16 protein-coding genes are annotated in these 23,753 nt (G+C 67.0%); 9 read left to right on the plus strand and 7 right to left on the minus strand.

Features of this window, described 5'->3' with window-relative positions; all coding sequences use genetic code 11:
- Positions 1-150: 150 nt before the first annotated feature.
- Together ACQR1B_RS24030 and ACQR1B_RS24035 are read right to left on the minus strand one after the other, a co-directional pair.
- The gene (locus ACQR1B_RS24030) at positions 151-2,862 is read right to left on the minus strand and encodes a glycosyltransferase (RefSeq protein ID WP_434834037.1); all 2,712 of its coding nucleotides are present in this window, start codon (positions 2,860-2,862) and stop codon (positions 151-153) included.
- 341 nt (positions 2,863-3,203) lie between these two features.
- The gene (locus tag ACQR1B_RS24035; RefSeq protein WP_434834038.1) at positions 3,204-3,788 is read right to left on the minus strand and encodes a beta-1-3, beta-1-6-glucan biosynthesis protein; all 585 of its coding nucleotides are present in this window, start codon (positions 3,786-3,788) and stop codon (positions 3,204-3,206) included.
- A 384-nt stretch (positions 3,789-4,172) separates the two neighbouring features.
- Here ACQR1B_RS24035 and ACQR1B_RS24040 point away from each other — a divergent pair, with 384 nt between their 5' ends.
- Positions 4,173-5,747: a beta-(1-6) glucans synthase gene (locus ACQR1B_RS24040; protein WP_434834039.1), complete on the plus strand. Its 1,575-nt coding sequence runs from the start codon at positions 4,173-4,175 to the stop codon at positions 5,745-5,747.
- Here the strand turns inward: ACQR1B_RS24040 and ACQR1B_RS24045 are convergent.
- On the minus strand, positions 5,707-6,087 hold the full coding sequence (locus tag ACQR1B_RS24045) for a hypothetical protein (RefSeq protein WP_434834040.1): 381 nt from the start codon (positions 6,085-6,087) through the stop codon (positions 5,707-5,709). The two genes, ACQR1B_RS24040 and ACQR1B_RS24045, sit on opposite strands and share 41 nt — an antisense overlap.
- Before the next feature lie 107 nt (positions 6,088-6,194).
- Positions 6,195-7,469 (minus strand): hypothetical protein, encoded by a 1,275-nt coding sequence (locus ACQR1B_RS24050; protein ID WP_434834041.1) that lies wholly within the window; start codon positions 7,467-7,469, stop codon positions 6,195-6,197.
- 135 nt (positions 7,470-7,604) lie between these two features.
- Between ACQR1B_RS24050 and glmU the strand changes: the two genes are divergently transcribed.
- The gene (gene glmU, locus ACQR1B_RS24055; protein WP_434834042.1) at positions 7,605-8,951 is read left to right on the plus strand and encodes a bifunctional UDP-N-acetylglucosamine diphosphorylase/glucosamine-1-phosphate N-acetyltransferase GlmU; all 1,347 of its coding nucleotides are present in this window, start codon (positions 7,605-7,607) and stop codon (positions 8,949-8,951) included.
- A 46-nt stretch (positions 8,952-8,997) separates the two neighbouring features.
- On the opposite strand, the gene ACQR1B_RS24060 is transcribed toward glmU, so the two are convergent.
- The gene (locus tag ACQR1B_RS24060; protein ID WP_434834043.1) at positions 8,998-9,225 is read right to left on the minus strand and encodes a hypothetical protein; all 228 of its coding nucleotides are present in this window, start codon (positions 9,223-9,225) and stop codon (positions 8,998-9,000) included.
- A gap of 192 nt (positions 9,226-9,417) precedes the next feature.
- On the opposite strand from ACQR1B_RS24060, the gene glmS reads away from it, so the two are divergent.
- The 3 genes from glmS (at position 9,418) to ACQR1B_RS24075 (ending at position 13,192) form a co-directional block, all read left to right on the plus strand.
- The gene (gene glmS, locus ACQR1B_RS24065) at positions 9,418-11,244 is read left to right on the plus strand and encodes a glutamine--fructose-6-phosphate transaminase (isomerizing) (protein WP_434834044.1); all 1,827 of its coding nucleotides are present in this window, start codon (positions 9,418-9,420) and stop codon (positions 11,242-11,244) included.
- A gap of 362 nt (positions 11,245-11,606) precedes the next feature.
- Positions 11,607-12,221: a LysE family translocator gene (locus tag ACQR1B_RS24070; RefSeq protein WP_434834045.1), complete on the plus strand. Its 615-nt coding sequence runs from the start codon at positions 11,607-11,609 to the stop codon at positions 12,219-12,221.
- Between the two features lie 176 nt (positions 12,222-12,397).
- Positions 12,398-13,192 carry a DUF502 domain-containing protein gene (locus ACQR1B_RS24075; RefSeq protein ID WP_434834046.1) on the plus strand — a complete coding sequence of 265 codons (795 nt, stop codon included), beginning with the start codon at positions 12,398-12,400 and terminating at the stop codon, positions 13,190-13,192.
- Positions 13,193-13,222: 30 nt separating this feature from the next.
- On the opposite strand, the gene ACQR1B_RS24080 is transcribed toward ACQR1B_RS24075, so the two are convergent.
- On the minus strand, positions 13,223-13,597 hold the full coding sequence (locus tag ACQR1B_RS24080; protein ID WP_434834047.1) for a VOC family protein: 375 nt from the start codon (positions 13,595-13,597) through the stop codon (positions 13,223-13,225).
- A 263-nt stretch (positions 13,598-13,860) separates the two neighbouring features.
- Between ACQR1B_RS24080 and ACQR1B_RS24085 the strand changes: the two genes are divergently transcribed.
- The gene (locus ACQR1B_RS24085; protein WP_434834048.1) at positions 13,861-15,744 is read left to right on the plus strand and encodes an autotransporter domain-containing protein; all 1,884 of its coding nucleotides are present in this window, start codon (positions 13,861-13,863) and stop codon (positions 15,742-15,744) included.
- 167 nt (positions 15,745-15,911) lie between these two features.
- Positions 15,912-16,763, plus strand: coding sequence for a DUF1932 domain-containing protein (locus ACQR1B_RS24090; RefSeq protein ID WP_434834049.1), 852 nt, complete (start codon positions 15,912-15,914; stop codon positions 16,761-16,763).
- A 264-nt stretch (positions 16,764-17,027) separates the two neighbouring features.
- Here ACQR1B_RS24090 and recG read toward each other — a convergent pair whose 3' ends face one another.
- A complete protein-coding gene (gene recG, locus ACQR1B_RS24095) occupies positions 17,028-19,130 on the minus strand; it encodes an ATP-dependent DNA helicase RecG (RefSeq protein WP_434834050.1) in 2,103 nt (700 codons plus the stop codon).
- 195 nt (positions 19,131-19,325) lie between these two features.
- Between recG and ACQR1B_RS24100 the strand changes: the two genes are divergently transcribed.
- Positions 19,326-19,613 carry a succinate dehydrogenase assembly factor 2 gene (locus tag ACQR1B_RS24100; RefSeq protein WP_434834051.1) on the plus strand — a complete coding sequence of 96 codons (288 nt, stop codon included), beginning with the start codon at positions 19,326-19,328 and terminating at the stop codon, positions 19,611-19,613.
- On the plus strand, positions 19,613-23,128 hold the full coding sequence (mfd, locus tag ACQR1B_RS24105) for a transcription-repair coupling factor (protein WP_434834052.1): 3,516 nt from the start codon (positions 19,613-19,615) through the stop codon (positions 23,126-23,128). The genes ACQR1B_RS24100 and mfd overlap by 1 nt, the downstream gene beginning before the upstream one ends.
- The last annotated feature ends 625 nt before the right edge of the window (positions 23,129-23,753 follow it).

Raw genomic sequence — 23,753 nt, forward strand, 5'->3', positions numbered from 1 at the left:
GCACGTCATGCCCGGGCTTGTCCCGGGCATCCACGTCTGGCGCCTGGCGCTACCATTCCGACGTGGATGGCCGGGACAAGCCCGGCCATGACGGTGTGTGGGGGAGCAGCCGGGCAAAAAGCGACTTCCGCGCGCCCGCCGGTCTCGGGCCTACACCTTCTCCACCACCTTCGTCGCCGCCGCGCTGAGCGGGGCCGGTTGCATCCCTAGAGCCGCCGGCTGCATGCCCGGCGCCGCAAGTTCCGGCACCCAGACCGGGCGCAGGCCGATCAGTTCGGCGGTGCGGACGGTGGCGTGGCGCCAGAATTCGAAGGAGTTGATGCTCGACATCTCCAGGACGGCGATCGCGACCGCCGAGAGGAACGGCAGGCTCTCCAGGATCAGCACCGCGGCGAAGATGTAGAGCTCGGTGATCGCGAGCGTGTTGGTGACGATCAGGATGGTGGCGCCGATCAGGAGCAGGGCGCCGATCACGGCCTCCCAGAACGCCTGGAACTCGATCGACATCCGCGACAGGCCGCCCTTGGACGTGCGGGCGAAGGCGAGGTGCTCGGTGATCAGGCCCTGCGCCACGGCGCGGCTGACCGTCCACTGCACGCTCATCGCCGCGATCATCGCGCCCAGCATCTGCCACGGTCTCACCGCGACGCGCAGACGGTAGAGGATCAGGAAGTGCGCCAGCGACACCACGAAGGCGGCGATGATCGGGATGGTCAGGATCTTGTCGGGGATGGCGATGCCGGCGAAGGCGACGATCGGCACCCAGATCAGATTGAGGATCGCGACCACGACGCCGAGGCTCTCGGCGCCGAGCCAGTTGAGCCAGCCGAGCGAGAATTCGCGCTTCTGGTCGGCCGTGAGCCGGCTGCGGCCGGGCAGGAAGCGGCGCCAGTGCTTCTTGACGATCTGGAAGCCGCCATAGGCCCAGCGATGGCGCTGCTTCTTGAACGCCTCGTAGGTGTCGGGCAGCAGGCCCTGGCCGTAGCGGGTGTTGGTGTAGTGGGTCTGCCAGCCGAGCTCCTGGATGGCGAGGCCGAGGTCGGTGTCCTCGCAGATCGTGTCGCTCGACCAGCCGCCGGCCATGTCCATCGCCGCGCGCCGGATCAGGCACATCGTGCCGTGCACGATGATCGCGTTCTCCTCGTTGCGCTGGACCATGCCGATGTCGAAGAAGCCGGCATATTCGCCGTTCATGATGTAGTGCATCAGCGACAGATGCTCGTCGCGATGCTCCTGCGGCGCCTGCACCAGGCCGACGGCCGGGTCGGCAAAGGCCGGCACCAGATCCTTCAGCCAGTCCGGCGTCACCACATAGTCGGCGTCGATGATGCCGATGATCTCGGCATCGACGGCGGTGCGCTCCATCGCGATGCGCAAGGCGCCGGCCTTGAAGCCCTTGACCTTCTCCGCATTGATGAACTTGAAGCGCTCGCCGAGCATGCGGCAGTGATCCTGGATCGGCTGCCAGAACGCCGGGTCGGGCGTGTTGTTGATGATGCAGACGACCTCGTAGTTCGAGTAGTCGAGCCGGGCCAGCGCATCCAGCGTCTGCTTCATCATCTCGACCGGCTCGAAATAGGCCGGGACGTGGATCGAGACCTTCGGGCAGTAGCCTTGCGGCATCGCGGCGCGCTCGCGCGCGGCCTTGTCGCGGGTCAGGAGCCGTCGCGGCTCGCGGCCGAAGGCGATCGCGGCGATCTCCTCGATGCGCGCCATCGCGATCAGGATCAGCGGCACCAGCAGGATCAGGCCGAGCGTCAGCGCGAAGGTCGAGCCCCAGACAAAATAATGCGTGTTCCAATAGGCGAAGACGTTGGAGACCCAGGCGCCGACGCCATGCGCGGTGATCGCGAGCACCATCGCCTGCAGCACGGTCGGCCGGCGCAGCCGGATGATCGGCAGCGACAGCAGGATTCCGACCAGCAGCGCGATGCTCGCGAGCTTCCAATAGTCGGGGTTCACGATCGGCCCGGTCCAGGCGAACTTGTCCTCGCGCGAGGCGTTGAGCACGCCCCAATACGGACCGACGCCGCCTTCGAAGAACTTCCAGGGCTGATCGATGCCCTCGACGATGTTGTACTCCATGCCGATGGCTTCGGCGCGGGTGACGAAATTGCGCAGCACCCAGGCCTGCTGGAACGGGCCGGGATCGGCGATGCCGCGGTTGTAGCCCTCGCTCGGCCAGCCGAACTCGGCGATCACGATGCGCTTGCCGGGAAATTTTTCGCGCAGCACCTGGTAGCGGTCGACGGCCTGGTCGACGGCCTGGGTGTGGTTGAAGAACTCCCAATACGGCAGCACGTGCGCGGCGATGAAGTCGACGTTGGAGGCGAGCTGCGGATAGTCGCGCCACATGTTCCAGATTTCGCCGGTCGTGACGGGGACGCTGACCGCCTTCTTGACCATCTTGATGTAGGCGATCAGCTCGTCGGGCTTGAGCTCGCCGCGGAACAGCGTCTCGTTGCCGACGACGATGCCAATGACGTTGCTGTTGCGGCGGGCGAGCTGCACGGCGGCGGCGATTTCGCGCTTGTTGCGGTCCTCGTTCTTGTCGATCCAGACGCCGAGCGTGACCTTCAGCCCGACCTCGGCCGCGATCGGCGGCACCAGCTCGACGCCGCCGGTCGACGAATACAGGCGGATCGCCCGGGTGATGGTGGCGAGCTTCTTGAGGTCGCTGCGGATGCGCTCGGCGTTGGGGACGTTGTCGACGTCGGGATGGTCGGTGCCCTCGAACGGCGCGTAGGAGACGCTCGGCAGCATGCCGGTGAAATCCGGTGCGCTCTGCTTCTGCTGCAGGACACCCCACAGCGCGGCGTGCGCGGCGGCGACGAACAGGATGACGGCTGCGATCACGCGCATCGGTCAGGACACCATGGCGGGCTGGAGAGGAGAGAGCAGCGGCAACGATGGCGACCTGCCATCGGCGCAGCGCCACGGCGCCTCGCATCGTGCTGCCCAGGCACGACGACGACGCGCGGCTTCGAACGGAGACCGGTCATGCTGCCGCGCTGGCATCACGCCGGTCGTGACATTAAGGCCCATTCATCGCTGAACGAGGGCTGAACCGGCATCGGTTCAGCACAAAGCCGCCTGCGTCACGATAACGCTGCAGCGCCGTGAGACAACTGCAGCGGTGATGCGGCCTTTGCGTGGCTGCCCTGTGCCCGCGCCGCGGCCGATCGTGGCGCAGGCCGGCGCGCTCACGGCTTGGCGGGCTGCTGCGGGGGCGGCGCCGCGGCCGGGGGAGCAGCGGGCTGGGCGGCGGCCGGAGCCGACCCGGTCGGGGCCGGCGGAGCAGCAGCCGGCGCCGGCGCCGCGGCCACCTGCGGCTTGGCGTCCGGGTTGATCCAGCAGGTGTGAACGTGGTTGCTCAACGAATTCGGGATCTTGTCGTCGATTTGGGCGATGAACCGGGTCAGGCAGCGGAACGAGGCCTGGACGTGGCCGCCGGGGCAGCCGAAGCGGTCGTAGAGATCGAGGTGGCGGAACGCGGTATCGAGGTCGTCCCGGTACAGCAGCTGCACCAGGCGGCGGCCGAGCCAGACGCATTCGGGGTTGCCGGCCGGACCGCCGCTCAGCGCCTGGGCCGCTTCCGTGAACTCGTCGGCCTTGCGCTGGTTCTCCTTGGAGACGTCGGCCGGATTGGCCGCCTGCGGCTTTTGGTCCTGGGGATGATCGTTGCCGCTCTGGGCGAAGGCGCCGGGAGCGCCGACGATCACCATGAGGCCGAGAGACGCGACAAGGCGCAAAACCGAAAACTTGGACTGGAGCACGCGTCGACCCATAAATTCCCCGATTGTTGCCTTCATGCCGTCCCCTGACGGACGCACTGTTGATGCCGATCAAATCGGCCCCGATTGCGGCGGGAGATTGATTCCGGTCGTCGCATCGCGTTCCTGTCGGATGCTCGTGCGGGGCCCAGAAACCTGGGGTGCGACAGCCGGGGCCAACCGGAATTCCCAATGACCGGAATCGCGGATTTTGTCCAGCAACGGCCCAACTTTCTCGCGTCATCGTAAAAAACCGATTCGGAAGCCGCCGAATGCCCGGCGGCGTGCCCACGGATCGCCTACTTGGCAGATCGCCGCCGACCGGGTAATCGACACCACCCTGCCTGGAGAACGGAACTGAAATCCCTTCCTACGCCGCTGGCGCTTCTGCTCGTATCCTTGGGTGTCATCGCCGCCGCGTGGTGGTGGCTGGCCAAGCCCATCACGCTCGCACGCGCGCCGATCGAGCCCGATTCGAAGGTGCAATGCGTCTCCTACGCGCCGTTCCGGGGGCAGCAGAGCCCGCTCGATCCGACCACCCATATCGACGCGGAGCAGATCGAGCAGGACCTGGTGCAGCTCGCCAGGATCTCGGAATGCGTGCGCACCTATTCGATCGAGAACGGGCTCGATCAGGTTCCGGCGATCGCAGCTCGCGCCGGCATCAAGGTGATCCAGGGCATCTGGCTCGGCTCCAACAAGCTCAAGAACCAGCAGCAGATCGGCATCGCGGTCGACCTGATCAAGCGCTATCCGGGCGTCATCACCGCGGTCGTGGTCGGCAACGAGGTGCTGCTGCGCGGCGAGATGACGACCGCCGATCTCGCCGCGACCATCCGCAGCGTCAAGGCGCAGGTTCAGGTTCCCGTCACCTATGCCGACGTCTGGGAGTTCTGGCTGCGCAACCGCGAGCTCTACGACATCGTCGATTTCGTCACCGTGCACATCCTGCCTTATTGGGAAGACATCCCGGTGCGCGCGAAATTCGCCGCCTCGCATGTCGATACCATCCGCCAGCAGGTCGGCGTGGCGTTTCCCGGCAAGGAAATCCTGATCGGCGAAACCGGCTGGCCGAGCGAGGGCCGGATGCGCGAGGGCGCGCTGCCGTCGCGCGCCAACCAGGCGCGGGTGGTGTCGGAGATCCTGAGCCTCGCCAAGCGCGAGAATTTCCGCGTCAACCTGATCGAGGCCTATGACCAGCCGTGGAAGCGCAAGCTCGAGGGCACGGTCGGCGGCTATTGGGGCCTGATCAGCGACGACCAGCGCGCGCTGAAATATCCGCCGGGCGAGCCGGTCAGCAACTATCCGCAGTGGAAGCTGCAGATGGGCGCCGGCATGGTGCTGTCCTTCGTGGTGTTCCTGGTGGGCTGGCTGACCGTGCGGCGGCGGCCATGGACGCCGCATTGGTCGACCTGGATCGGGGTCAGCATCTCCGCGACCACGGCCGGCGTGCTGTTCGGCATGGCCGCCGACAAAATGTTCTATGAGAGCCTCGGCTTCGGCGGCTGGCTGCAATGGGGCGCGCTGCTCGCGGCCGGCATGCTGGCGCCGGTCCTGGCCGCCAATGCGGCGATGGCGGGACGGCCGCTGCCGACCTTTCTCGATCTGCTGGGACCGAATGACGGCCGCAAGCAGCTCAAGGTCAGCTATGCGCTCGGTCTGGTCCTGATCGTCACCGTGCTGATCGCAGCCGAGACCGCGCTCGGCTTCGTGTTCGACCCGCGCTACCGCGATTTCCCGTTCGCCAGCCTGACCATGGCGGTGGTGCCGTTCGCGATGCTGCTGGGCAACCGTCCCGCGCAGGGGGCGCGGCCGATCGCGGAGGCGAGCTTCGCCGGGCTGCTTGCGATCTCCTCGGTCTACGTCATCTACAACGAGGGCCGCGACAATTGGCAGGCGCTGTGGACCTGCGCGATGTATCTGACGCTCGCCTTCACGCTGTGGCGGGCGCGGGCCGCGCAAATCCGAGGATGAGCAGGCCGATCGCCAGCCCCGACAGCACGATGTTGTAGAGCACGATGCCGAGGCCGGCGGCGATCAGCCCACCGGTCAGCAGCACGATCGACGGCCGCATCACGTGCAGCACCGCGATCACCAGTGCCGTGGCGCCGAACACCGAATTCTTGAACAGCGTGGTCGCGACCGCCCGGCTCTTGCAGGCCAGCGTCTGCAGGCCGGCGTCACAGGCGAGCGCCACGCTCGACAGCTCGATCGCCAGATAGCGCAGATAAAGCGCGTAGCCGACAGTGACGAAGCCTATGATCAGGAGCCATTGCACCTGATAGGGCGAGAGGCGGAACGGGATCTTTTTCATGCGCGGGACTATGCTGCGGAAAGGATCGGCGGACAAGCCGCAAAGGCCTTCGCGGACTGCTTTCACAGCCCGCCGTAACCGGCTTTCGCGACGCGGTGATTCGAGGCTCAGGAGCGGCGGAAGAACGACGACAGCGCCGACGGCTGCTCGGGCTTGGGCGGCTCCACCGGCGGTGCAGGGGGAGCGGCGGCCGCCGCCGCCGGCGGTTCCTCGCGCTTGCCGTGGCGCTGCTGCTGCTGGGCCTGTGGCTGCAGCACGCGCCGGCGCTGCGCCGGGACCGGCTTCGGCGCGGCCCCCGCGGGGCTGCCCAGCTTCGCCGCGTCGGCGCCCTCCGGTTCGTCGCCGACCGCGAGACGCTGGCCGTCATAGACGGTGGTTTCGCAAGGACGCTGGGCTTCGGCCAGCGCGGCGCAGATCCTGGCCGCCGCCGCCGCATCGGTCAGTGGGCCGGCACCGAGCCGGAGCAGCATGCCGGGGCCGCCGCGGCCTTCCTTCAGCATGATGATGGGCCTGAGCGCCGCGAGATCGGCATTGCTCTTTGCGAGGCCGCGCCACAGCGCCCGCAGGCCGGCGATGGAATTTGCGCCGCCGAGATCGACGGCGAATTCGGTCTTCTGCACGGGCGTGGCCACGGCCTCCGCGCCATCGGCGCCCTTGACGCCGGTGTCCGCGGTATCGGCCTTGGCGAGCCTGTCCGGCTCGGTCGGCTTGGCGGCGGGCTCGGCGGCGGCGGTCCCCGGTTTGGAACTCGCGGCAGCGGGGGCCGGCGAGCCGGAGATCGCAGCGGGGGGCGTCGATGCGGGCTGGCCGGCAGCCGTCGGAGCGGCTCCGGCGGGCACGGGCATGAACGGCGACAAATTGGCGTAGGCCGGTAGCGAACCGGATGTCGGGGAGCCCGACGGTGACGGCGACGGCGGCTGGGTGTCCACGGCCGCGATCTGCGGCTGCGGCGCGGGCCGGTTGGCGGAGGCCTGAGCCGTGCCGCCCGGGGTGTTCTGCTTGGCCAGCGCTCCGGTGACCGATTCCAGTCCCTGCTCGAGCACGGTCACGCGCGCATAGAGCCGGTCGCGATCGGTGTTGAGCGTCTCGATGGCCGCGCCGAGTTGGCGCGCCTCGCCCTGGGTGTCGCGCGCCAGCGACTGCAGCAGCTGCGCCTGACGCGACAAATCGGCCGCATAAATACGGTCCTGTCGCCAGCCCTGCGCGGTCTGATTGACGAAAACGGCCAGGCCGACGGCCCCGACGGCGCCGGCTCCCCACCAGCCGAGCCGCCACAGGGTGCGGCGATCGAACTCGTTCTCGTCGGCAAACAGTCCGGACGGTGTCGCGCCCGCCTTCTCAGCTCCATGCGCGCCGGCTGTTTTGTGGGAGTCCCTAGCCATGAACCTGCCTTAATCGAATCACGAAACGGACATTAACAGGAAAACCACCAGGGGCTTCAGCCGGTGCGGTTTGCCGCACGCAGAAAACGCATTATGACAGCGCGACCTATGCGCTCCCTTCATTCCAGGTGTTTCATGTCCGCTCGATCCAGTCTGACCATCGTGCTCGCGGCAGGAGAGGGCACGCGGATGCGCACGAGCATGCCCAAGGTGCTGCATCCCATTGCCGGCGAATCATTGCTCGCGCACGTCCTTGCGGCCGCGCCCAAGGGGGACGGCGCCGGCATCGCGGTCGTGGTGGGACCGGATCACGCCGCGGTCGAGAAGGAAGCGAAGCGCCTGCGCCCCGATGCTGACATCTTCGTCCAGCGCGAGCGGCTCGGCACCGCGCATGCGGTGCTGGCCGCGCGGGCGGCGATCGCGCGCGGTGCCGACGACCTGCTGGTGGCGTTCGGCGACACGCCGTTGATCACCGCGGAGACGTTCGCGCGGCTGCGGGCGCCGCTGGCCAAGGGCGCAGCGCTCGCCGTGCTCGGCTTCCGTGCCGCGGACCCCACCGGCTACGGCCGTCTGCTGCTCGACGGGACGAAGCTCGTCGCGATCCGCGAGCAGGCCGATGCGTCGGAGGAGGAGCGGGCGATCACGCTGTGCAATGCCGGCGTCATGGCGATGGACGGCCGGCGCGCGCTCGCGATCCTCGACGCGATCGGCAATGCCAACAGCAAGGGCGAATATTACCTCGTCGACGCCGTCGCCATCGCGCGCGCGCAGGGCCTCGAGGCCGCCGTGATCGAGACCTCCGAGGACGAGGTGCGCGGCATCAACACCAAGGCGCAGCTCGCCGAGGCCGAGGCGGTGATGCAGACCCGGCTGCGACGCGCGGCGATGGACGCCGGCGTCACACTGATCGCGCCGGAGACCGTCTATCTCGCCGCCGACACGACGTTCGGTCAGGACGTCACGATCGAACCGTTCGTCGTCATCGGCCCCGGCGTCTCGATCGGCGACGGCGCGATCGTGCATTCCTTTTCGCACATCGTGCAGTCAAAGCTCGGCCGCAACAGCCTGCTCGGCCCGTTCGCGCGGCTCCGGCCGGGCACGTCGCTCGGCGACGGCGCCAAGATCGGCAATTTCGTCGAGGCCAAGGCCGCGGTGCTGGAGGCGGGCGTCAAGGTCAACCATCTGTCCTACATCGGCGACGCCCATGTCGGCGCCAATTCGAACATCGGCGCCGGCACCATCACCTGCAACTATGACGGCTTCAACAAGCACAAGACTGTTATCGGCGAGGGCGCCTTCATCGGCACCAACACCTCGCTGGTGGCGCCGATCAGCATCGGCGCGCGCGCCTATATCGGCTCGGGTTCGGTGATCACGCGCGACGTGCCCGACGATGCGCTGGCGCTGGAGCGCAGTCAGCAGACGACGCGCGAGGGGGCGGCGGCACGCTTTCGGGCCGCGAAGCAACGCCACAAGACATGATCGGGGGACTTCGTCGGCTCTCGCTGCACGGGGGCGGCGACAGAGTTCAGCCTTCGTCGTCCTGGAACTCGGCGAACATCTCACGGGTGAGGCGCCAGCCGCGGCGGGTGGCGCGCTTGACCGGTTCGTTGACGCCGCGATGCTTGATCGGCATCGGCTTCAGCTCATGCCCCATGGTCGGCGGCGGCCAATGCGCGAGGTGGCTTCCCGACGTGGGATGTGACAGGCTCAGCGAGTTCGTGCCTTTGGCATCAGATGGGCGACGGGTGGTCATGGGAGCATCTCCGACGCGACAGTCTCGTGCGAAAGCCTTGAAGGGACGTTAAAGCGCTGGGCTCACGCAGTTAAGCTTGCCACTTAACCCTGTCGCAATCCGCAATAATTATTGAACCCTGAAAGCGCGCGGCTTTCGTTAAGACACAGCCACGCATTTGAATCATTCTCGACGATTTGGGGACTAGCGCTGATGTGCGGAATTGTCGGCATTTTGGGACGCGGGCCAGTCGCCGAGCAGTTGGTCGATTCGCTCAAGCGGCTCGAATATCGCGGTTATGATTCCGCAGGCGTCGCCACGCTCGAAGGTGGAATCCTGGAGCGTCGTCGCGCCGAAGGGAAACTGAAGAACCTCGAAGCGCGGCTGCAGGCCCAGCCCCTTAAGGGCTTCACCGGGATCGGTCATACGCGCTGGGCGACGCATGGTAAGCCGACAGAGAACAACGCGCATCCTCACGCGACCGACCGTGTCGCCGTCGTTCACAACGGCATCATTGAGAACTTTCACGAGCTTCGTGAAGCCCTCCAGAAGAAGGGAACGATATTTTCGACTGAGACCGATACCGAGATCGTCGTGCATCTGGTCGACGATCTACTGAGTCAAGGCGTTGCGCCGGTCGATGCCGTGCGCGAGACGTTGTCGAAACTGAAGGGCGCTTTCGCGCTTGGCTTCATCTTCGCAGGGCAGGACGATCTCCTGATCGGTGCTCGCAACGGCCCGCCGCTCGCCGTCGGCTATGGTAGCGGCGAGATGTATCTTGGGTCGGACGCCATCGCGCTCGGCCCCTTCACCGACAACATCAGCTATCTCGAGGATGGCGACTGGGTGGTGCTGACCCACAAAGGCGCCACGGTCTATGATCGCAACAATGCGGTCGTCAATCGCGAGATCGTCAAGCATGGTCCCTCGACCTCGCTGGTCGACAAGGCCAACTACCGCCACTTCATGGCCAAGGAGATCCACGAGCAGCCGGAGGTGGTCGGCCACACGCTGGCGCGCTATGTCGACATGGGCACCGAGCGGGTGATGCTGCCGGCGCGGCTGCCGTTCGACTTCAACGACATCCAGCGCATCTCGATCACCGCCTGCGGCACCGCGAGCTATGCCGGCTTCGTCGCCAAATACTGGTTCGAGCGCTTCGCGCGCGTTCCGGTCGAGCTCGACGTCGCCTCGGAGTTCCGCTACCGCGAGGCGCCGCTGCGCAAGGGCGATCTCGCCATCTTCATCTCGCAGTCCGGCGAGACCGCCGACACGCTGGCCGCGCTGCGCTACGCGAAATCACAGGGCGTGCACACGCTCTCCGTCGTCAACGTGCCGACGTCGACGATTGCGCGCGAGAGCGAGATCGTGATGCCTACCTTGGCGGGTCCGGAGATCGGCGTCGCCTCGACCAAGGCGTTCACCTGCCAGCTGATGGTGCTGGCCGCGCTGGCGATCGCAGCCGGCCGCGGCCGCGGCGAATTGTCGGAGGCTGACGAGACCAAGCTGGTACATGGCCTCGTCGAGGTGCCGCGCCTGATTGCCGCCGCGCTGACGATCGAGCCGCAGATTGAGAAGCTCGCCCGCGAAATCGCGAAGTCGAAGGACGTGCTCTATCTCGGCCGCGGCACGTCCTATCCGCTGGCGCTGGAAGGCGCACTGAAGCTGAAGGAAATCTCCTACATCCACGCCGAGGGCTACGCCGCCGGCGAGCTCAAGCACGGCCCGATCGCACTGATCGACGAGACCATGCCGGTCGTCGTGATCGCCCCCTATGATCGCGTGTTCGAGAAGACCGTGTCGAACATGCAGGAGGTCGCCGCGCGCGGTGGCAACATCATCCTGATGACCGATGCCAAAGGGGCCGAGGAGGCCACCGTGGACTCGCTGGTCACGATCATCCTGCCCGACATGGCGGCCACCTTCACGCCGATCGTCTATGCCATTCCGGTCCAGCTGCTGGCCTATCACACGGCCGTGGTGATGGGGACCGACGTCGACCAGCCGCGCAACCTCGCCAAGTCCGTCACGGTGGAGTAGAGGCGACGCCACCTCCGCATCCTCGACGTCATCCCGGCGAAAGCCGGGATCCATAACCACCGCGCTCCTATGCTGGCAGCTCTGGCCGCTCCAGCGTGCCTCAAACCATCTTGCGGGAGTATGGGTCCATGAGTCCCGGATCTGCGCCCGGCAACGCTGTCGCGTCGGCGGGCTTGTCCGGGACGACACCGGTTCTATTCGCGCTCATCCGTCACTTGGTCGCTAGCGTTCGATCGGTTCTGAATGGCGCGGCAGTCGTGGCGCGCCAGCCCGGCTTGCCATCCGATCAGCAATCCGACATCAGCGTCTGGCGATGACCCCGGCATCGGCTCGGTCGGTCCGCTTCATGACGGGGGACCTCAATGGCGCTCGACACCTGGCTGCTGTTCCTGCTCACGAGCATCGGGATTTCCCTCACGCCTGGGCCGAATGGCCTGCTCGCGCTGACTCACGGCGCGCTCCATGGCGGGCAGAGGACCTTGTTCACGATCGCAGGCGGCCTGATCGGATTCGTCCTCGTCATCGCGCTCTGCATGTTCGGCATCGGTGCGCTGGTACAATCGTCGGTGACGTGGCTGGTGGTGCTGAAGTGGGTCGGCGGGCTCTATCTCGCCTGGCTCGGCGTCAGACTGTGGCGGGCGCCGCCGGTGGCCGTCAATGTCCGCGCGGAAAACCTCAAGGCCAGCGCGCATTCGCTGTTTCGCCAGGGTTTCCTGACCGCGGCCACCAACCCGAAATGCCTGCTGTTCTTCAGCGCGCTGCTGCCGCAATTCATCGCCACCGATCGCAGCCTGCCGGTTCAGTTCGCCATCGTGGCCACCACCTATACGGTCACCGAGTTCGTCACCGAATACGCCATCGCCAGCGCGGCCGCCCGGGTTCGTCCCTGGCTTGCCCGGGTGGGACGGCGCTTCAACCAGGTCTGCGGGGGCATCTTCGTGGCCGTCGGCCTGGCCCTGCCGCTGCGCGGCACCTGATGCGGCAAATCGACGGTTGAGAGGCTGCTCGCACGGCACAGACGGACCAGGGAGCCGGTACCGGCGCGCCGGCCACACGGGCGCGGCAAAGCATGCGGTGTGTCGGAAAGTGGGCGTTGCCCTTCCAAAAATCTGCTAAGACCCCAACTGAGCCCTGATCCGATCCGGAAGTCCGCATGAGTTCCCGCGACGACCTGCCGCCTGAGACGAATCCTTTGACCGAACCGCCGGCCGAAACGCCCCATCACGGGCTGATGTTCCGATTCCGGAACTATTTCCTGACCGGCCTCGTCGTCGCGGGCCCCGTCGCCATCACCCTGTACATCACCTGGTGGTTCGTGACCTGGGTGGACGGGCTGGTGCGTCCGTTCGTTCCCCTGGCGTACCGGCCGGAAACCTATCTGCCGTTCGGCGTACCGGGCTCCGGCCTGATCGTTGCCGTCATCGGCCTCACACTGCTCGGCTTTCTCACCGCCAACCTGATCGGCCGCACCCTGGTCGATCTCGGCGAGCGGCTGCTCGGCCGCATCCCGGCGGTGCGCGCGATCTATCGCGGCCTCAAGCAGGTGTTCGAGACGCTGTTCTCGGGCAAGGGATCGAGCCTGCGTCGCGTCGGGCTGGTCGAGTTTCCGTCGCCGGGCATGTGGTCGATCGTGCTGATCTCGCAGCCGCCGAGCACGGAGGTCGCGAGCCGGCTGCCCGGCGACGACGAGCAGATCTCGGTGTTCCTGCCCTGCGCTCCGAACCCGACCACGGGCTTCTTCTTCTACCTGCCGAAGAGCAAGATCATCGAGGTCGACATGAGCGCCGAGGACGCGGCGACCCTGATCATGTCCTGCGGCGTGGTGCAGCCCGGCTCGGACCAGCAGAAGAAGGTCGCGGCGCTGGCCAGCATGGCCAACACCGCGCGCCTCGCAAACGCCCCCACGCAATCGCCGCAGCTCGAGCCGGAGCCGGCCAAGGCGGACTGACCTGAAAGTCGGAACGTCCCGACGGCGAGGCTAGGTCTGATCCTGCGAAACGAATACGCGCAGCCGGTGCCCGTCCGGATCGAGCGCGACGAAGGTCGTGCCGAAATCCATCCGTGTCGGTGCCTGCGCGATCGAAAGCCCGCGCGCCGTCCAGTCGGCATGCAGCCGTTCGACCTCGCCGGCATCGCCGACCGCGAACGCGACCTCGCCGAAGCCTGCTGCGCCGGTTGCGGCCGGCTCGACCGTGTGCCGCGACCACAGGCCCAGCATGACGCCCTCGCGCAGTGGCAGCATTGCGAAGGTCGGCGATTGCTCGATCACGGGCCGGCCGAGCAGGTCGGCATAGAAGGCCGCGCTCCTCGGCGGGTTATCGACATAGAGAATCAGGAAATTGAACTCGGGCATCGTCGTGTCTCCGGTGGCGGCGCCGGCTGAGGCGCTGAAGCCGGAGGAGTAACGGAACCTCCTGTCAGATTCTGTCAGCAGTCTTCATTGATCGGTGCGCCAAGCGGGCCGCGGTGCGCATCGCCGCGCTTTGCGCTGCATGATGGTGCCTGGAGGGCACAGCCACGAATGGCTTCGCCCCTACAACCCACGGACGGTGGTGTTTCAATTCGTCACCGTGGAAACATCGGGCCAACAAGAGATAAGGCGTTGGGGAGACGCGCATGAGGTCTGTGAGCAGGACGTTGCTGTCGTGTGCAATGGCGCTGTCGGGAGCCTGGCTGCAGCTGTCCGAACCCGCCTTGGCCCAGACAACCTATACACGTATCCAGGCCTTCGGCGACAGCTATGCCGACACAGGCAACCTCTGGACCTTTACCGGCGGCATCGGAAAGCTCCCTCTCTATCCCACCGGCCGTTTCAGCGGCGGCACCAATTTCGTCGATACGACATCGGCACTGCTCGGCATCCCCCAGCTCAACTACGCGATCGGCGGCGCGATGGCCGGGACCACCAACGTCGTCGGAGCGGGCATTCCCGGCTTCTTCCAGGAATGGAGCGGACTGACGGGATTCTCCGGCACGATCTCGCCGAACGATCTGGTCGAGATTTCGATCGGCGGCAATGATGCGCGGGCCTACTACCGGTCCGGCGGTTCGCTCGCGGGCGCGCCGGCGGCTGCGGCCGTTACAGCGCAGCAGGCGATGGCCGGCATCAATGCGCTGGTCGGCGATGGCGCGCGCACGATCGTGTTCACGGCCGGCAACGTCAGCACGCTGCCGGAGGCGATCGGCAATGCCAACGCCGCGGCCGGCGCAGCCTACAGCACGACCTACAACAGCCTGATGCAGGCCCAGCTCGCGGGCATCGCGCGTTCCGGCGTGCGTGTCGAATATGTCGACACCGGACTGCTCGGGACGCTGATCCAGGCCAATCCGTCACGCTATGGCTTCACCAATGCCGGCGCCTGTCCGGTCGCCTGCATCGGCAATCCGGCGCTGCAGAACCAGTATCTGTTCTATGTCGACGGCATCCACTTGACGTCGCACGGCTTCGAGGTGTTGGGCCAGTACATCGTCAACCGCCTCAACGCGCCGCTGACCATGGCACCGCAGGGCGAGGTGGGGTCGATCGCGGCGATGGGGTTCGCCGCGACGCTGTTCGGCAAGCTCGATCTGTTCCGCGAGACCGCGGGTTTTGCGCCATCGACGATGAACGCGTATGCGTCGGTGACCAAGGCGCCGCCCTATGGCAAGGCGCCGCCGCTCGCAGCCGTCAGCCCGTGGTCGTTCTACATGCAGGGCAATGGCGGCGTCAGCGACCGCCAGGGCAACGTCGCCTCGAACGGCTTCAATCTCGACAGCGTCGGCGGCACCATCGGCGTCGACTATCGGCTGTCGCCGAACGCCCTGATCGGCGCGGCCTTCGACTATGCCAATCCGAAGGCGAAGCTGTTCAACAATGCCGGCACCACGGACTCCAACTCCTATCAGTTCGGCCTCTACGGCGCCTGGGCCAGCAGCAACCTGTTTGCGCAAGGCTTCGCCACGATCGGCCACCAGGACTATCGCAACACGCGGCCGGGCGTCGTCGACACCATCACGTCCAATCCTGGCGGCACGACCTTCGTCGCGGCGGGCAAGGCCGGCTATCTGTTCGATGCCGGCAGCGCCAAGCTCGGCCCGATCGGCGGGTTGACCTATGCCCGCGCCCGCGTCGACGGCTTCACCGAAGCCGGCGATCCCGCGCTGACGTTGAATGTCGGCGCGCAGACCGCCGAGACCCTGATCGGCAGCGTCGGCGTGCAGCTGCGGACGCCGTTCCAGGTGCAGGGTGCCATCATCAGCCCGTATCTGAACCTGACGCTCGATGACGACATCATCGGCAATGGTCGCCTGATCCAGTACGGCGCGACCTCGGCGCCGCTGATCGTGAACAACTGGACCGTCCCCAACGGCACCTCGCACGACGTCTATGGCCGGGTCAGCGCCGGCGTCGTCGCGCCGTTCTGGAGCAACGTGGCGCTGACGGCCAATGTCTCGCGCACCGTCGGGCGCAGCGGCGGCGACGACTTCTACGGCAGCGGGGGACTGAAGATCTCGTTCTGAGGTCGGCCGCGGCGGCGACGCTCTTGGGGTTCTGCGGGGCGAGCGGCACCGCCGTTGCGGCAAGGCGAGGGGCAGCCCGGAAGGGCTGCCCCTCGTTTTCGTGGCTTCCGTTTTGTCATGCGCCGCGCATAGTCTCCGCGACCGTCGTTGGATATCGGAGCCTCATCATGCCCCCGAGCATTGCCGTCATCGCGCCCGGCGCCATGGGCAGCGCCATCGCCGCCCGCCTCGTCGAGCACGGCTGCACGGTGCTGACCTCGCTCGACGGGCGCAGCGCAGCGACACGAGAGCGCGCAGCCGCGTCCGGCATGATTGCGGCGAGCGAGGCCGAGATCGCCAATGCCGACATCATCCTGTCGATCGTGCCGCCGGGCGAGGCGGTGGCGCTGGCCGAGCAGCTCGCGACCGTCATCAATCGGAATGCGAACAAACCCGTCATCGTCGACTGCAACGCGGTCAACGTCGAGACCATCCGGAGGATCGAGGACATCGTGCTGTCCTCCGGCGCCCGCCTCGTCGATGCCGCCATCATCGGCCTGCCGCCGAAGCCGGGCACGAAGGGGCCTGCGTTGTATGTCAGCGGCGATGCGGCGGCGGATGTGAGCGTACTGGGGCAGCTCGGGCTCGATCTGCGCCCGATCGCAGGGCCGGTCGGCGCCGCCTCGGCGCTGAAGATGTCCTATGCCGGCATCAACAAGGGCCTGGCGGGACTCGGCGCCGCGATGGTGCTGGCCGCCACCCGTGCCGGCGCCGCAGACGCGCTACGCGACGAACTCGCGCTCAGCCTGCCGCACGTCCAGGCGCGGCTCGCCAATGCGCTGCCGGACATGCTGCCGAAGGCCTATCGCTGGGTTGCCGAGATGCGCGAGATCGCGGGCTTCCTCGGACCGGATCATCCGGCCGCGCTGATCTACGAAGGCTTTGCCCGGCTGTTCGAGCACATCGCGGCCGATGTGCAGGGCGAGGGGAGGGACGCCGCGCACCTCGTCGCGTTCGCCGAGAGCTGCAAGGCGAAATAGGCAGTCTTAGTTGCGCTCCCTGATACCCACGCTCGGCGACCGGAAGAGGAGCGGGATGCCTGTGAATGCGCCCTCGCCCCTTGTGGGAGAGGGCATGTAGGACAGTTCGGCGAATTCGGTTGGGTGAGGGGTCTGCCTCCACGAGCACCGTATGCGGAGAGAGACCCCTCACCCAACCGAGCCTGCGGATCGGCCGGCGATGCCCTCTCCCACAAGGGGCGAGGGCGCTGCATCCCACAGCGCGCCAGCGGTGCTATTGTTCTTTTACCCGGCCGTCAGCAGCGGGATCGCCTCGTCGCGTTCGTAGAGATACAGCAGACAGCGCAGCGCGTCGCTGCGCGGGCCCTTCAGCTTGGGATCCTCCTTGAGGATCCGCAGCGCCTCGTCGCGCGCCTGGGTGATCAGTTGCGCATGCACCTCGGGGCGGGCGATGCGGTAGCCGGGCAGGCCGCTCTGGCGGATGCCGAGCACGTCGCCTTCGCCGCGCAGCTTCAAATCCTCCTCGGCGATGCGGAAGCCGTCGGTGGTCTCGCGGATGACGGCGAGCCGCGCCTTCGACATCTGCCCGAGCGGCTCGTGGTAGAGCAGGATGCAGGTCGAGGCCTCCGAGCCGCGGCCGATGCGGCCGCGCAGCTGGTGCAATTGGGCGAGGCCGAAGCGCTCGGCATTCTCGATCACCATGATGGTCGCCGCGGGCACGTCGACGCCGACCTCGACCACGGTCGTGGCAACGAGCAATCGCAGCTCATGCGCCGCGAAGCGGCCCATGACGTCGTCCTTCTCGCTGCCCTTCATCTTGCCGTGGACGAGGCCGACCTTGTCGCCGAAGCGCTCGCGCAGGCTCTCGAACCGGTCGGTCGCATTGGTGAGGTGATCGATCCCCTCGGCCTCGGATTCCTCGACCAGCGGGCAGATCCAGTACACCAGCTTGCCGGCGTCGAGCGCGCGGCCGACGGCGTCGATGACCTCGCCGCGCCTGGTGTCGGCGACCGCGCGGGTGTCGATCGGCTGGCGGCCGGCCGGCTTCTCGCGCAGCTCGGAAATATCCATGTCGCCGAAATAGGTCAGCACCAGCGTGCGCGGGATCGGGGTCGCCGACAGCACCAGCACGTCGACCGCCTCGCCCTTGGACGTGAGCGCGAGGCGCTCGCGGACGCCGAAGCGGTGCTGCTCGTCGACGATGGCGAGCGCCAGCGATTTGAAGATGACGTCGTCCTGGATCAGCGCGTGGGTGCCGATGAGGACGTCGATCTCGCCGGCCTCCAGCCGGGCGAGGATGTCGCGGCGCTCCTTGCCCTTCTCGCGGCCGGTCAGGATCGCGACGTTCATGCCGGCGCGCTCGGCGAGCGGCGCGATCGTCTTGGCATGCTGGCGGGCCAGAATCTCGGTCGGCGCCATCAGCGCGGCCTGCTTGCCGGCCTCGGCAACGGCGGCGGCTGCGAGCAGCGCCACGACGGTCTTGCCCGAGCCGACATCGCCCTGGAGCAGCCGCAGCATGCGCACCGGCTTTTCGAGATCGGCCGCGATCGCGGCCATCGCCTGACCTTGCGAGTTCGTCAGCGCATAGGGCAGGGCGTCGATGATCCGATGGCGCAGGCGGCCGTCGCCGGCGTGGCGGTTGCCGGCCGGGCGGCGCAGCTGCGCGCGCACCAGCGCCAGCGCCAATTGGCCGGCGAGCAGCTCGTCGAAGGCGAGCCGCGACCAGAACGGGTTTTCCGGCAGGATGTCGGTCAGCTCGACGGGAACGTGCACCCGCGTCAGCGCCTCCTTGAGCGGCGGGAAGCCGCAGCGGCTGAGCACGTCCGGGCTGATCCATTCCGGCAAGTCCGGCAGCTTCGTCAGCGCCAGCGCGATCGCGCGGCGCAACGAGCCGAGCGCAAGTCCTTCGGTCAGCGGATAGACCGGGTCGATTCCTGACAGCTTGGCAAAGGCTGCTTCGTCCAGGATGGGGTGGGGATGGACGATCTGCGGCACGCCGTCATACATCTGCACGGTGCCGGAGACGTAGCGCTTGGCCCCGACGGGAAGGATCTTCTCGATGTAGTCGCCCTTGGGACGGAAGAACGTCAGCACGACGTCGCCGGTCTCGTCGCTGGCATAGACCAGATAGGGCGCGCGCGCGCTGCGCCCGGGACGGTGGCGATCGACCGTGACTTCGAGCGTCACCATCGTTCCGACCTCGGCCTCGCGCACCTTGGGGCGGTTGCGGCGGTCGATCACGCTGGCCGGCAGATGCAGCAGCAGGTCGACCAGGCGCGGCGTGTCGCTGCAGCCGAGCAGGTAGCGCAGCAGCTTGTCCTGCTTCGGCCCGACCCCCGACAGGGTCGTGACCGGCGCAAACAGCGGATTGAGGACGGCAGGGCGCATGGACGAACACTTAAAGCGGTTTGAAAGCCGGAATAGCCGTGAATGCCACGACATCCACCTCTTTTTTCGTCGGTTTCAGGGGCCGGGCATGCCGGTTCTGCACCCCGGGAGGGCTGACACGGGCCCCGCGCGCCGCTATATCGAACCGCGCCCGGCACCGTCCGGGCTTTTGGCGTTGTACTGCAGGATGTCGCGATGACCGGAACGACCCGATCGAGCCAAGGCCTAGACGACCGCCGCAAGCGGCTGCTGTTCCACTGCTGGCACCGCGGTACGCGTGAGATGGACCTGATTCTCGGGCGGTTCGCGGATGCCGAGATCGGCACGCTCTCGGACCAGGAGGTGGCCGAGCTCGAGGACCTGCTCGAGCTTCCCGATGCCGACCTCTACGCCGCCGTGACCGGCGCCCAGCCGTTGCCGCCGGAGCAGCCGGCAGCCCTGTTCGCGCGCATCAAGGCGTTCCGCGCGGTGGACGCCGATTGATGAAGAGCCCGGTCAAGTCGCCTGCCGAGCACCTCGCGCCGGGGCGCGCGCTCACGCTCGCCAACGTCGCCGAGGGTGCCGAGGGCCTCGTCGTCTCGGATCTGGCGCGCGCGGTCGCGGCCAGGCCAAAGCCGCCGGCGGTCAGCCTCGCCGTGGTCTGCCGCGATGGCGCGCGGATGCAGCAGCTGGCGCGGGCGCTGGACTTCTTCGCGCCTGACCTTCCGGTGATGCAGTTCCCGGCCTGGGACTGCCAGCCCTACGACCGCGTCTCGCCGCATGGCGGCATCCTGGCCCAGCGCGTCACCACTTTGGCGCGGCTGTCGCGGCTGGCCGGCAGCGACAAGCCGCTGATCGTCCTGACCACGGTCAACGCCATCCTGCAGCGCGTGCCGGCGCGCGACACGATGGCGGGGCAGGCGCTGTCGGTCGCGCCGGGCCATGTCGTGCCGATGGACTCGGTGATCGCCTGGCTGGAGCACAACGGCTATCACCGTTCCTCGACCGTGCGCGAGAGCGGCGAATATGCCGTCCGCGGCGGCATCCTCGATCTCTTCCCGGCCGGCCTCGACCAGCCGGTGCGGTTCGACTTCTTCGGCGACTCGCTGGAGTCGATCCGCACCTTCGACGCCGAGACCCAGCGCACCATGCTCGACATGCGCGCGCTCGACCTGGTGCCTGTCTCCGAATTCCAGCTCGTCACCGACACCATCCGCCGCTTCCGCATGGGCTATGTCGCCGAGTTCGGTGCGCCCGAGCGCGACGATGCGCTGTACGAGGCCGTCAGCGAAGGCCGCCGCTATCCCGGCATGGAGCACTGGCTGCCGCTGTTCCACGACAAGATGGAGACGTTGTTCGACTATCTGCCGCACACGCCCATCGTCATCGAGCCGCAGGGCGAGGACGCCGCGCGCGAGCGCTTCAAGCAGATCATCGACTATTACGACGCCCGCCGCGAGGCGATGGAGCATCCCGGCGGCGGCGCGATCTACAAGCCGTTGACGGTCGACCGGCTGTATCTGACGTCGTCAGAGTGGAGCGCGCGGCTGGAAACGGTGCCGCTGGCGCGGATGACGCCGTTCGCCGTGCCGGAGGGCGCTGGCGTGGTCGACATCGGCGCGCGGCAGGGCCGCAACTTCGCGCCGGAACGCAACGACGCCGCCGTCAACGTGTTCGAGGCGGTGGTGGCGCATGTCCAGGCGCTGCAGTCGGTGCGCAAGAAGGTCGTGATCGCGCTGTGGAGCGAGGGCTCGCGCGACCGCATGGCCAGCATGTTGAAGGACCACAAGCTGATCCACATCACCAGCGTCAACACCTGGCGCGTGGTGCAGGCGACGCCGCGCAACGAGACCATGCTGGCGCTGCTCGGCCTGGAGTCCGGATTCGAGACCGACCAGATCGCGGTCATCTCCGAGCAGGACATTCTCGGCGACCGCCTGGTGCGGCCGCGCCGGGCGAGCCGCAAGCTCGACAACTTCATCTCGGAGGTCACGAGCCTCGGCGTTGGCGACATCGTCGTCCATGTCGACCACGGCATTGGCCGCTTCGTCGGCCTGCAGACATTGGAAGTGGCCGGCGCACCGCATGACTGTCTCGAGCTGCGCTATGCCGGCGAGACCAAGCTGTATCTGCCGGTCGAGAACATCGAGCTGCTGTCGCGCTACGGCTCCGACCAGACCAGCGTCGAACTCGACAAGCTCGGCGGATCGGGCTGGCAGACGCGCAAGGCCAAGCTGAAGAACCGCATCCGCGAGATGGCGGGCGAGCTGATCAAGATCGCCGCCGAGCGCATGCTGCACGAGGCGCCGAAGCTGCCCGTGCAAGCCGGCCTCTACGACGAGTTCTGCGCGCGCTTCCCCTATGACGAGACCGAGGACCAGCTCGGCGCGATCCAGGCGACGCTCGCCGATCTCGAAGCGGGACGTCCGATGGATCGTCTGATCTGCGGCGACGTGGGCTTCGGCAAGACCGAGGTGGCGCTGCGCGCGGCGTTTGCGGTCGCGCTCGAAGGCAAGCAGGTCGCGGTCGTGGTCCCGACCACGCTGCTGGCGCGACAGCATGCGAAAAACTTCAGCGAGCGTTTCCAGGGTTTTCCGGTCAACGTGGCGCAGGCCTCGCGTCTGGTCAGCACCAAGGATCTCAACCAGGTCAAGAAGGGCCTCGCCGACGGCTCGGTCGACATCGTCGTCGGTACCCATGCGCTGCTCGGCAAGGCGATCAAGTTCCGCGATCTCGGCCTCGTCATCGTCGACGAGGAGCAGCATTTCGGCGTCAGCCACAAGGAACGCCTGAAGCAGCTGCGCGCCGAAGTCCACGTGCTGACGCTGTCGGCAACGCCGATCCCGCGCACGCTTCAGCTGGCGTTGACCGGCGTGCGCGAGCTGTCGATCATCGCCTCGCCGCCGGTCGATCGCCTCGCGGTGCGCACCTTCGTCGCGCCGCATGATCCCGTGATGATCCGCGAGGCGCTGCTGCGCGAGCGCTATCGCGGTGGCCAGGCCTTCTACGTCGTGCCGCGCATCGACGATCTCGCCGAGGTCAAGGAATTCCTCGACAAGACCGTGCCGGAGATGAAAGTCGCGGTCGCCCATGGCCAGATGGCGCCGACCGTCATCGAGGACATCATCTCGGCATTCTACGACGGCAAGTTCGATATCCTGTTGTCGACCACGATCGTGGAATCCGGCCTCGACATTCCTCGCGCCAACACGCTGATCGTGCACCGCGCCGACATGTTCGGCCTCGCCCAGCTCTATCAGCTGCGCGGCCGCGTCGGCCGCTCCAAGCTGCGCGCCTATGCGCTGTTCACTTTGCCGTCGACCCACAAGATCAGCGCCCAGGCCGAGAAGCGCCTCACCGTGCTGCAGTCGCTGGAGACGCTGGGGGCCGGCTTCCAGCTCGCCAGCCACGACCTCGACATCCGCGGCGCCGGCAACCTGCTCGGCGACGAGCAGTCCGGCCACATCAAGGAGGTCGGCTTCGAACTCTATCAGTCGATGCTGGAGGAGGCGATCGAGAACCTCAAGGCCGGCGTCACCGAGCCGACCGTCGACCGCTGGTCGCCGCAGATCACGATCGGCATGCCCGTGCTGATCCCGGAGGACTACGTCTCGGATCTGTCGGTACGGCTGTCGCTGTATCGCCGGCTCGCCGATCTCGAGACCGACGACGAGATCGACAATTTCGCCGCCGAACTGCGCGACCGCTTCGGCAAGCTGCCGGACGAGACGCGCTATCTGTTCAAGGTCGCCGCGATCAAGAACTACTGCCGCAGAGCCAATGTCGAGAAAGTCGACGCCGGCCCGAAGGGCGCCGTCATCGCCTTCCGCGACAACAGCTTTGCCTATCCCGACCGCCTCGTCGCCTTCATCAAGCGCCACGGCCAGGCCGCCAAGGTGCGCCCCGACATGAAGGTGGTGTTCCTGCAGGTCTGGGAGACGCCGGAAGAGCGGCTGGCGGGTACGACGGATATTCTTAAGGAGCTTGCTGAGCTCGCGGAGAAGAAGAAGGCGGCGTAGCGCGGGGGCAGCGTCGCATTCGTCGCGATTCGCCTGCGGCGTCTCCTGCCTCGCATGTCGCGAGGAGAGGTCAGTGCAGCTGCCAGCCGAAATGCAGCGCGAAACTAGCGATCACGAAGACTGAAACGATCGCGATGACGCTGAACCAATCGGTCTCATCGCGGGATTGTCTGTTTTGCATCGCGCAAGGCTCCGTTTTCGGAGACGTTCAAAGTCCATTGGATGATGAGATCAGACAAGTACGGCGAATGCGCGATCTCAAAATGTACGTGTTTGGCTGAGATCGTGGCCAATTCAACAGCCGTCATTGCGAGCGCAGCTAAGCAACCCAGAATCCTTGCTGAGCCCCGGATTGCTTTGCTGCGCCGCTGCGCTCGCAATGACGCGAGGTTGGTGCTTGTGAACATAAGCGGCCAAGCGCACGTCGCGTAGGGTGGGCAAAGCGGCCGCCGTCAGGCGGCGGCGTGCCCACCGTCGATCAGCGTGCTCAGCGGCGAGATGGTGGGCACGGCGCTATCCGCGATCTCGCATTTGGTGGCACCGTGCGTGCGCCTTTGCCCACCCTCATATGGGGTCTTGTGAGTCAAGTCTCGTTTGATAGGTCGGGTTGTTTTTTCGAGGGGCG

It is taken from the genome of Bradyrhizobium oligotrophicum (assembly GCF_051168495.1).
GTDB lineage: Bacteria > Pseudomonadota > Alphaproteobacteria > Rhizobiales > Xanthobacteraceae > Bradyrhizobium > Bradyrhizobium oligotrophicum_A.

What these genes read in the sequence shown, in the direction of transcription:
- ACQR1B_RS24100 (WP_434834051.1), top strand. Translation starts at nt 19,326, where the DNA reads ATGACCGGAACGACCCGATCGAGCCAAGGCCTAGACGACCGCCGCAAG.
- ACQR1B_RS24070 (WP_434834045.1), top strand. Translation starts at nt 11,607, where the DNA reads ATGGCGCTCGACACCTGGCTGCTGTTCCTGCTCACGAGCATCGGGATT.
- ACQR1B_RS24060 (WP_434834043.1), bottom strand. Translation starts at nt 9,225, where the DNA reads ATGACCACCCGTCGCCCATCTGATGCCAAAGGCACGAACTCGCTGAGC.
- ACQR1B_RS24045 (WP_434834040.1), bottom strand. Translation starts at nt 6,087, where the DNA reads ATGAAAAAGATCCCGTTCCGCCTCTCGCCCTATCAGGTGCAATGGCTC.
- recG (WP_434834050.1), bottom strand. Translation starts at nt 19,130, where the DNA reads ATGCGCCCTGCCGTCCTCAATCCGCTGTTTGCGCCGGTCACGACCCTG.
- glmU (WP_434834042.1), top strand. Translation starts at nt 7,605, where the DNA reads ATGTCCGCTCGATCCAGTCTGACCATCGTGCTCGCGGCAGGAGAGGGC.
- ACQR1B_RS24075 (WP_434834046.1), top strand. Translation starts at nt 12,398, where the DNA reads ATGAGTTCCCGCGACGACCTGCCGCCTGAGACGAATCCTTTGACCGAA.
- mfd (WP_434834052.1), top strand. Translation starts at nt 19,613, where the DNA reads ATGAAGAGCCCGGTCAAGTCGCCTGCCGAGCACCTCGCGCCGGGGCGC.
- ACQR1B_RS24090 (WP_434834049.1), top strand. Translation starts at nt 15,912, where the DNA reads ATGCCCCCGAGCATTGCCGTCATCGCGCCCGGCGCCATGGGCAGCGCC.
- ACQR1B_RS24085 (WP_434834048.1), top strand. Translation starts at nt 13,861, where the DNA reads ATGAGGTCTGTGAGCAGGACGTTGCTGTCGTGTGCAATGGCGCTGTCG.
- ACQR1B_RS24035 (WP_434834038.1), bottom strand. Translation starts at nt 3,788, where the DNA reads ATGGGTCGACGCGTGCTCCAGTCCAAGTTTTCGGTTTTGCGCCTTGTC.
- glmS (WP_434834044.1), top strand. Translation starts at nt 9,418, where the DNA reads ATGTGCGGAATTGTCGGCATTTTGGGACGCGGGCCAGTCGCCGAGCAG.
- ACQR1B_RS24030 (WP_434834037.1), bottom strand. Translation starts at nt 2,862, where the DNA reads ATGCGCGTGATCGCAGCCGTCATCCTGTTCGTCGCCGCCGCGCACGCC.
- ACQR1B_RS24080 (WP_434834047.1), bottom strand. Translation starts at nt 13,597, where the DNA reads ATGCCCGAGTTCAATTTCCTGATTCTCTATGTCGATAACCCGCCGAGG.
- ACQR1B_RS24050 (WP_434834041.1), bottom strand. Translation starts at nt 7,469, where the DNA reads ATGGCTAGGGACTCCCACAAAACAGCCGGCGCGCATGGAGCTGAGAAG.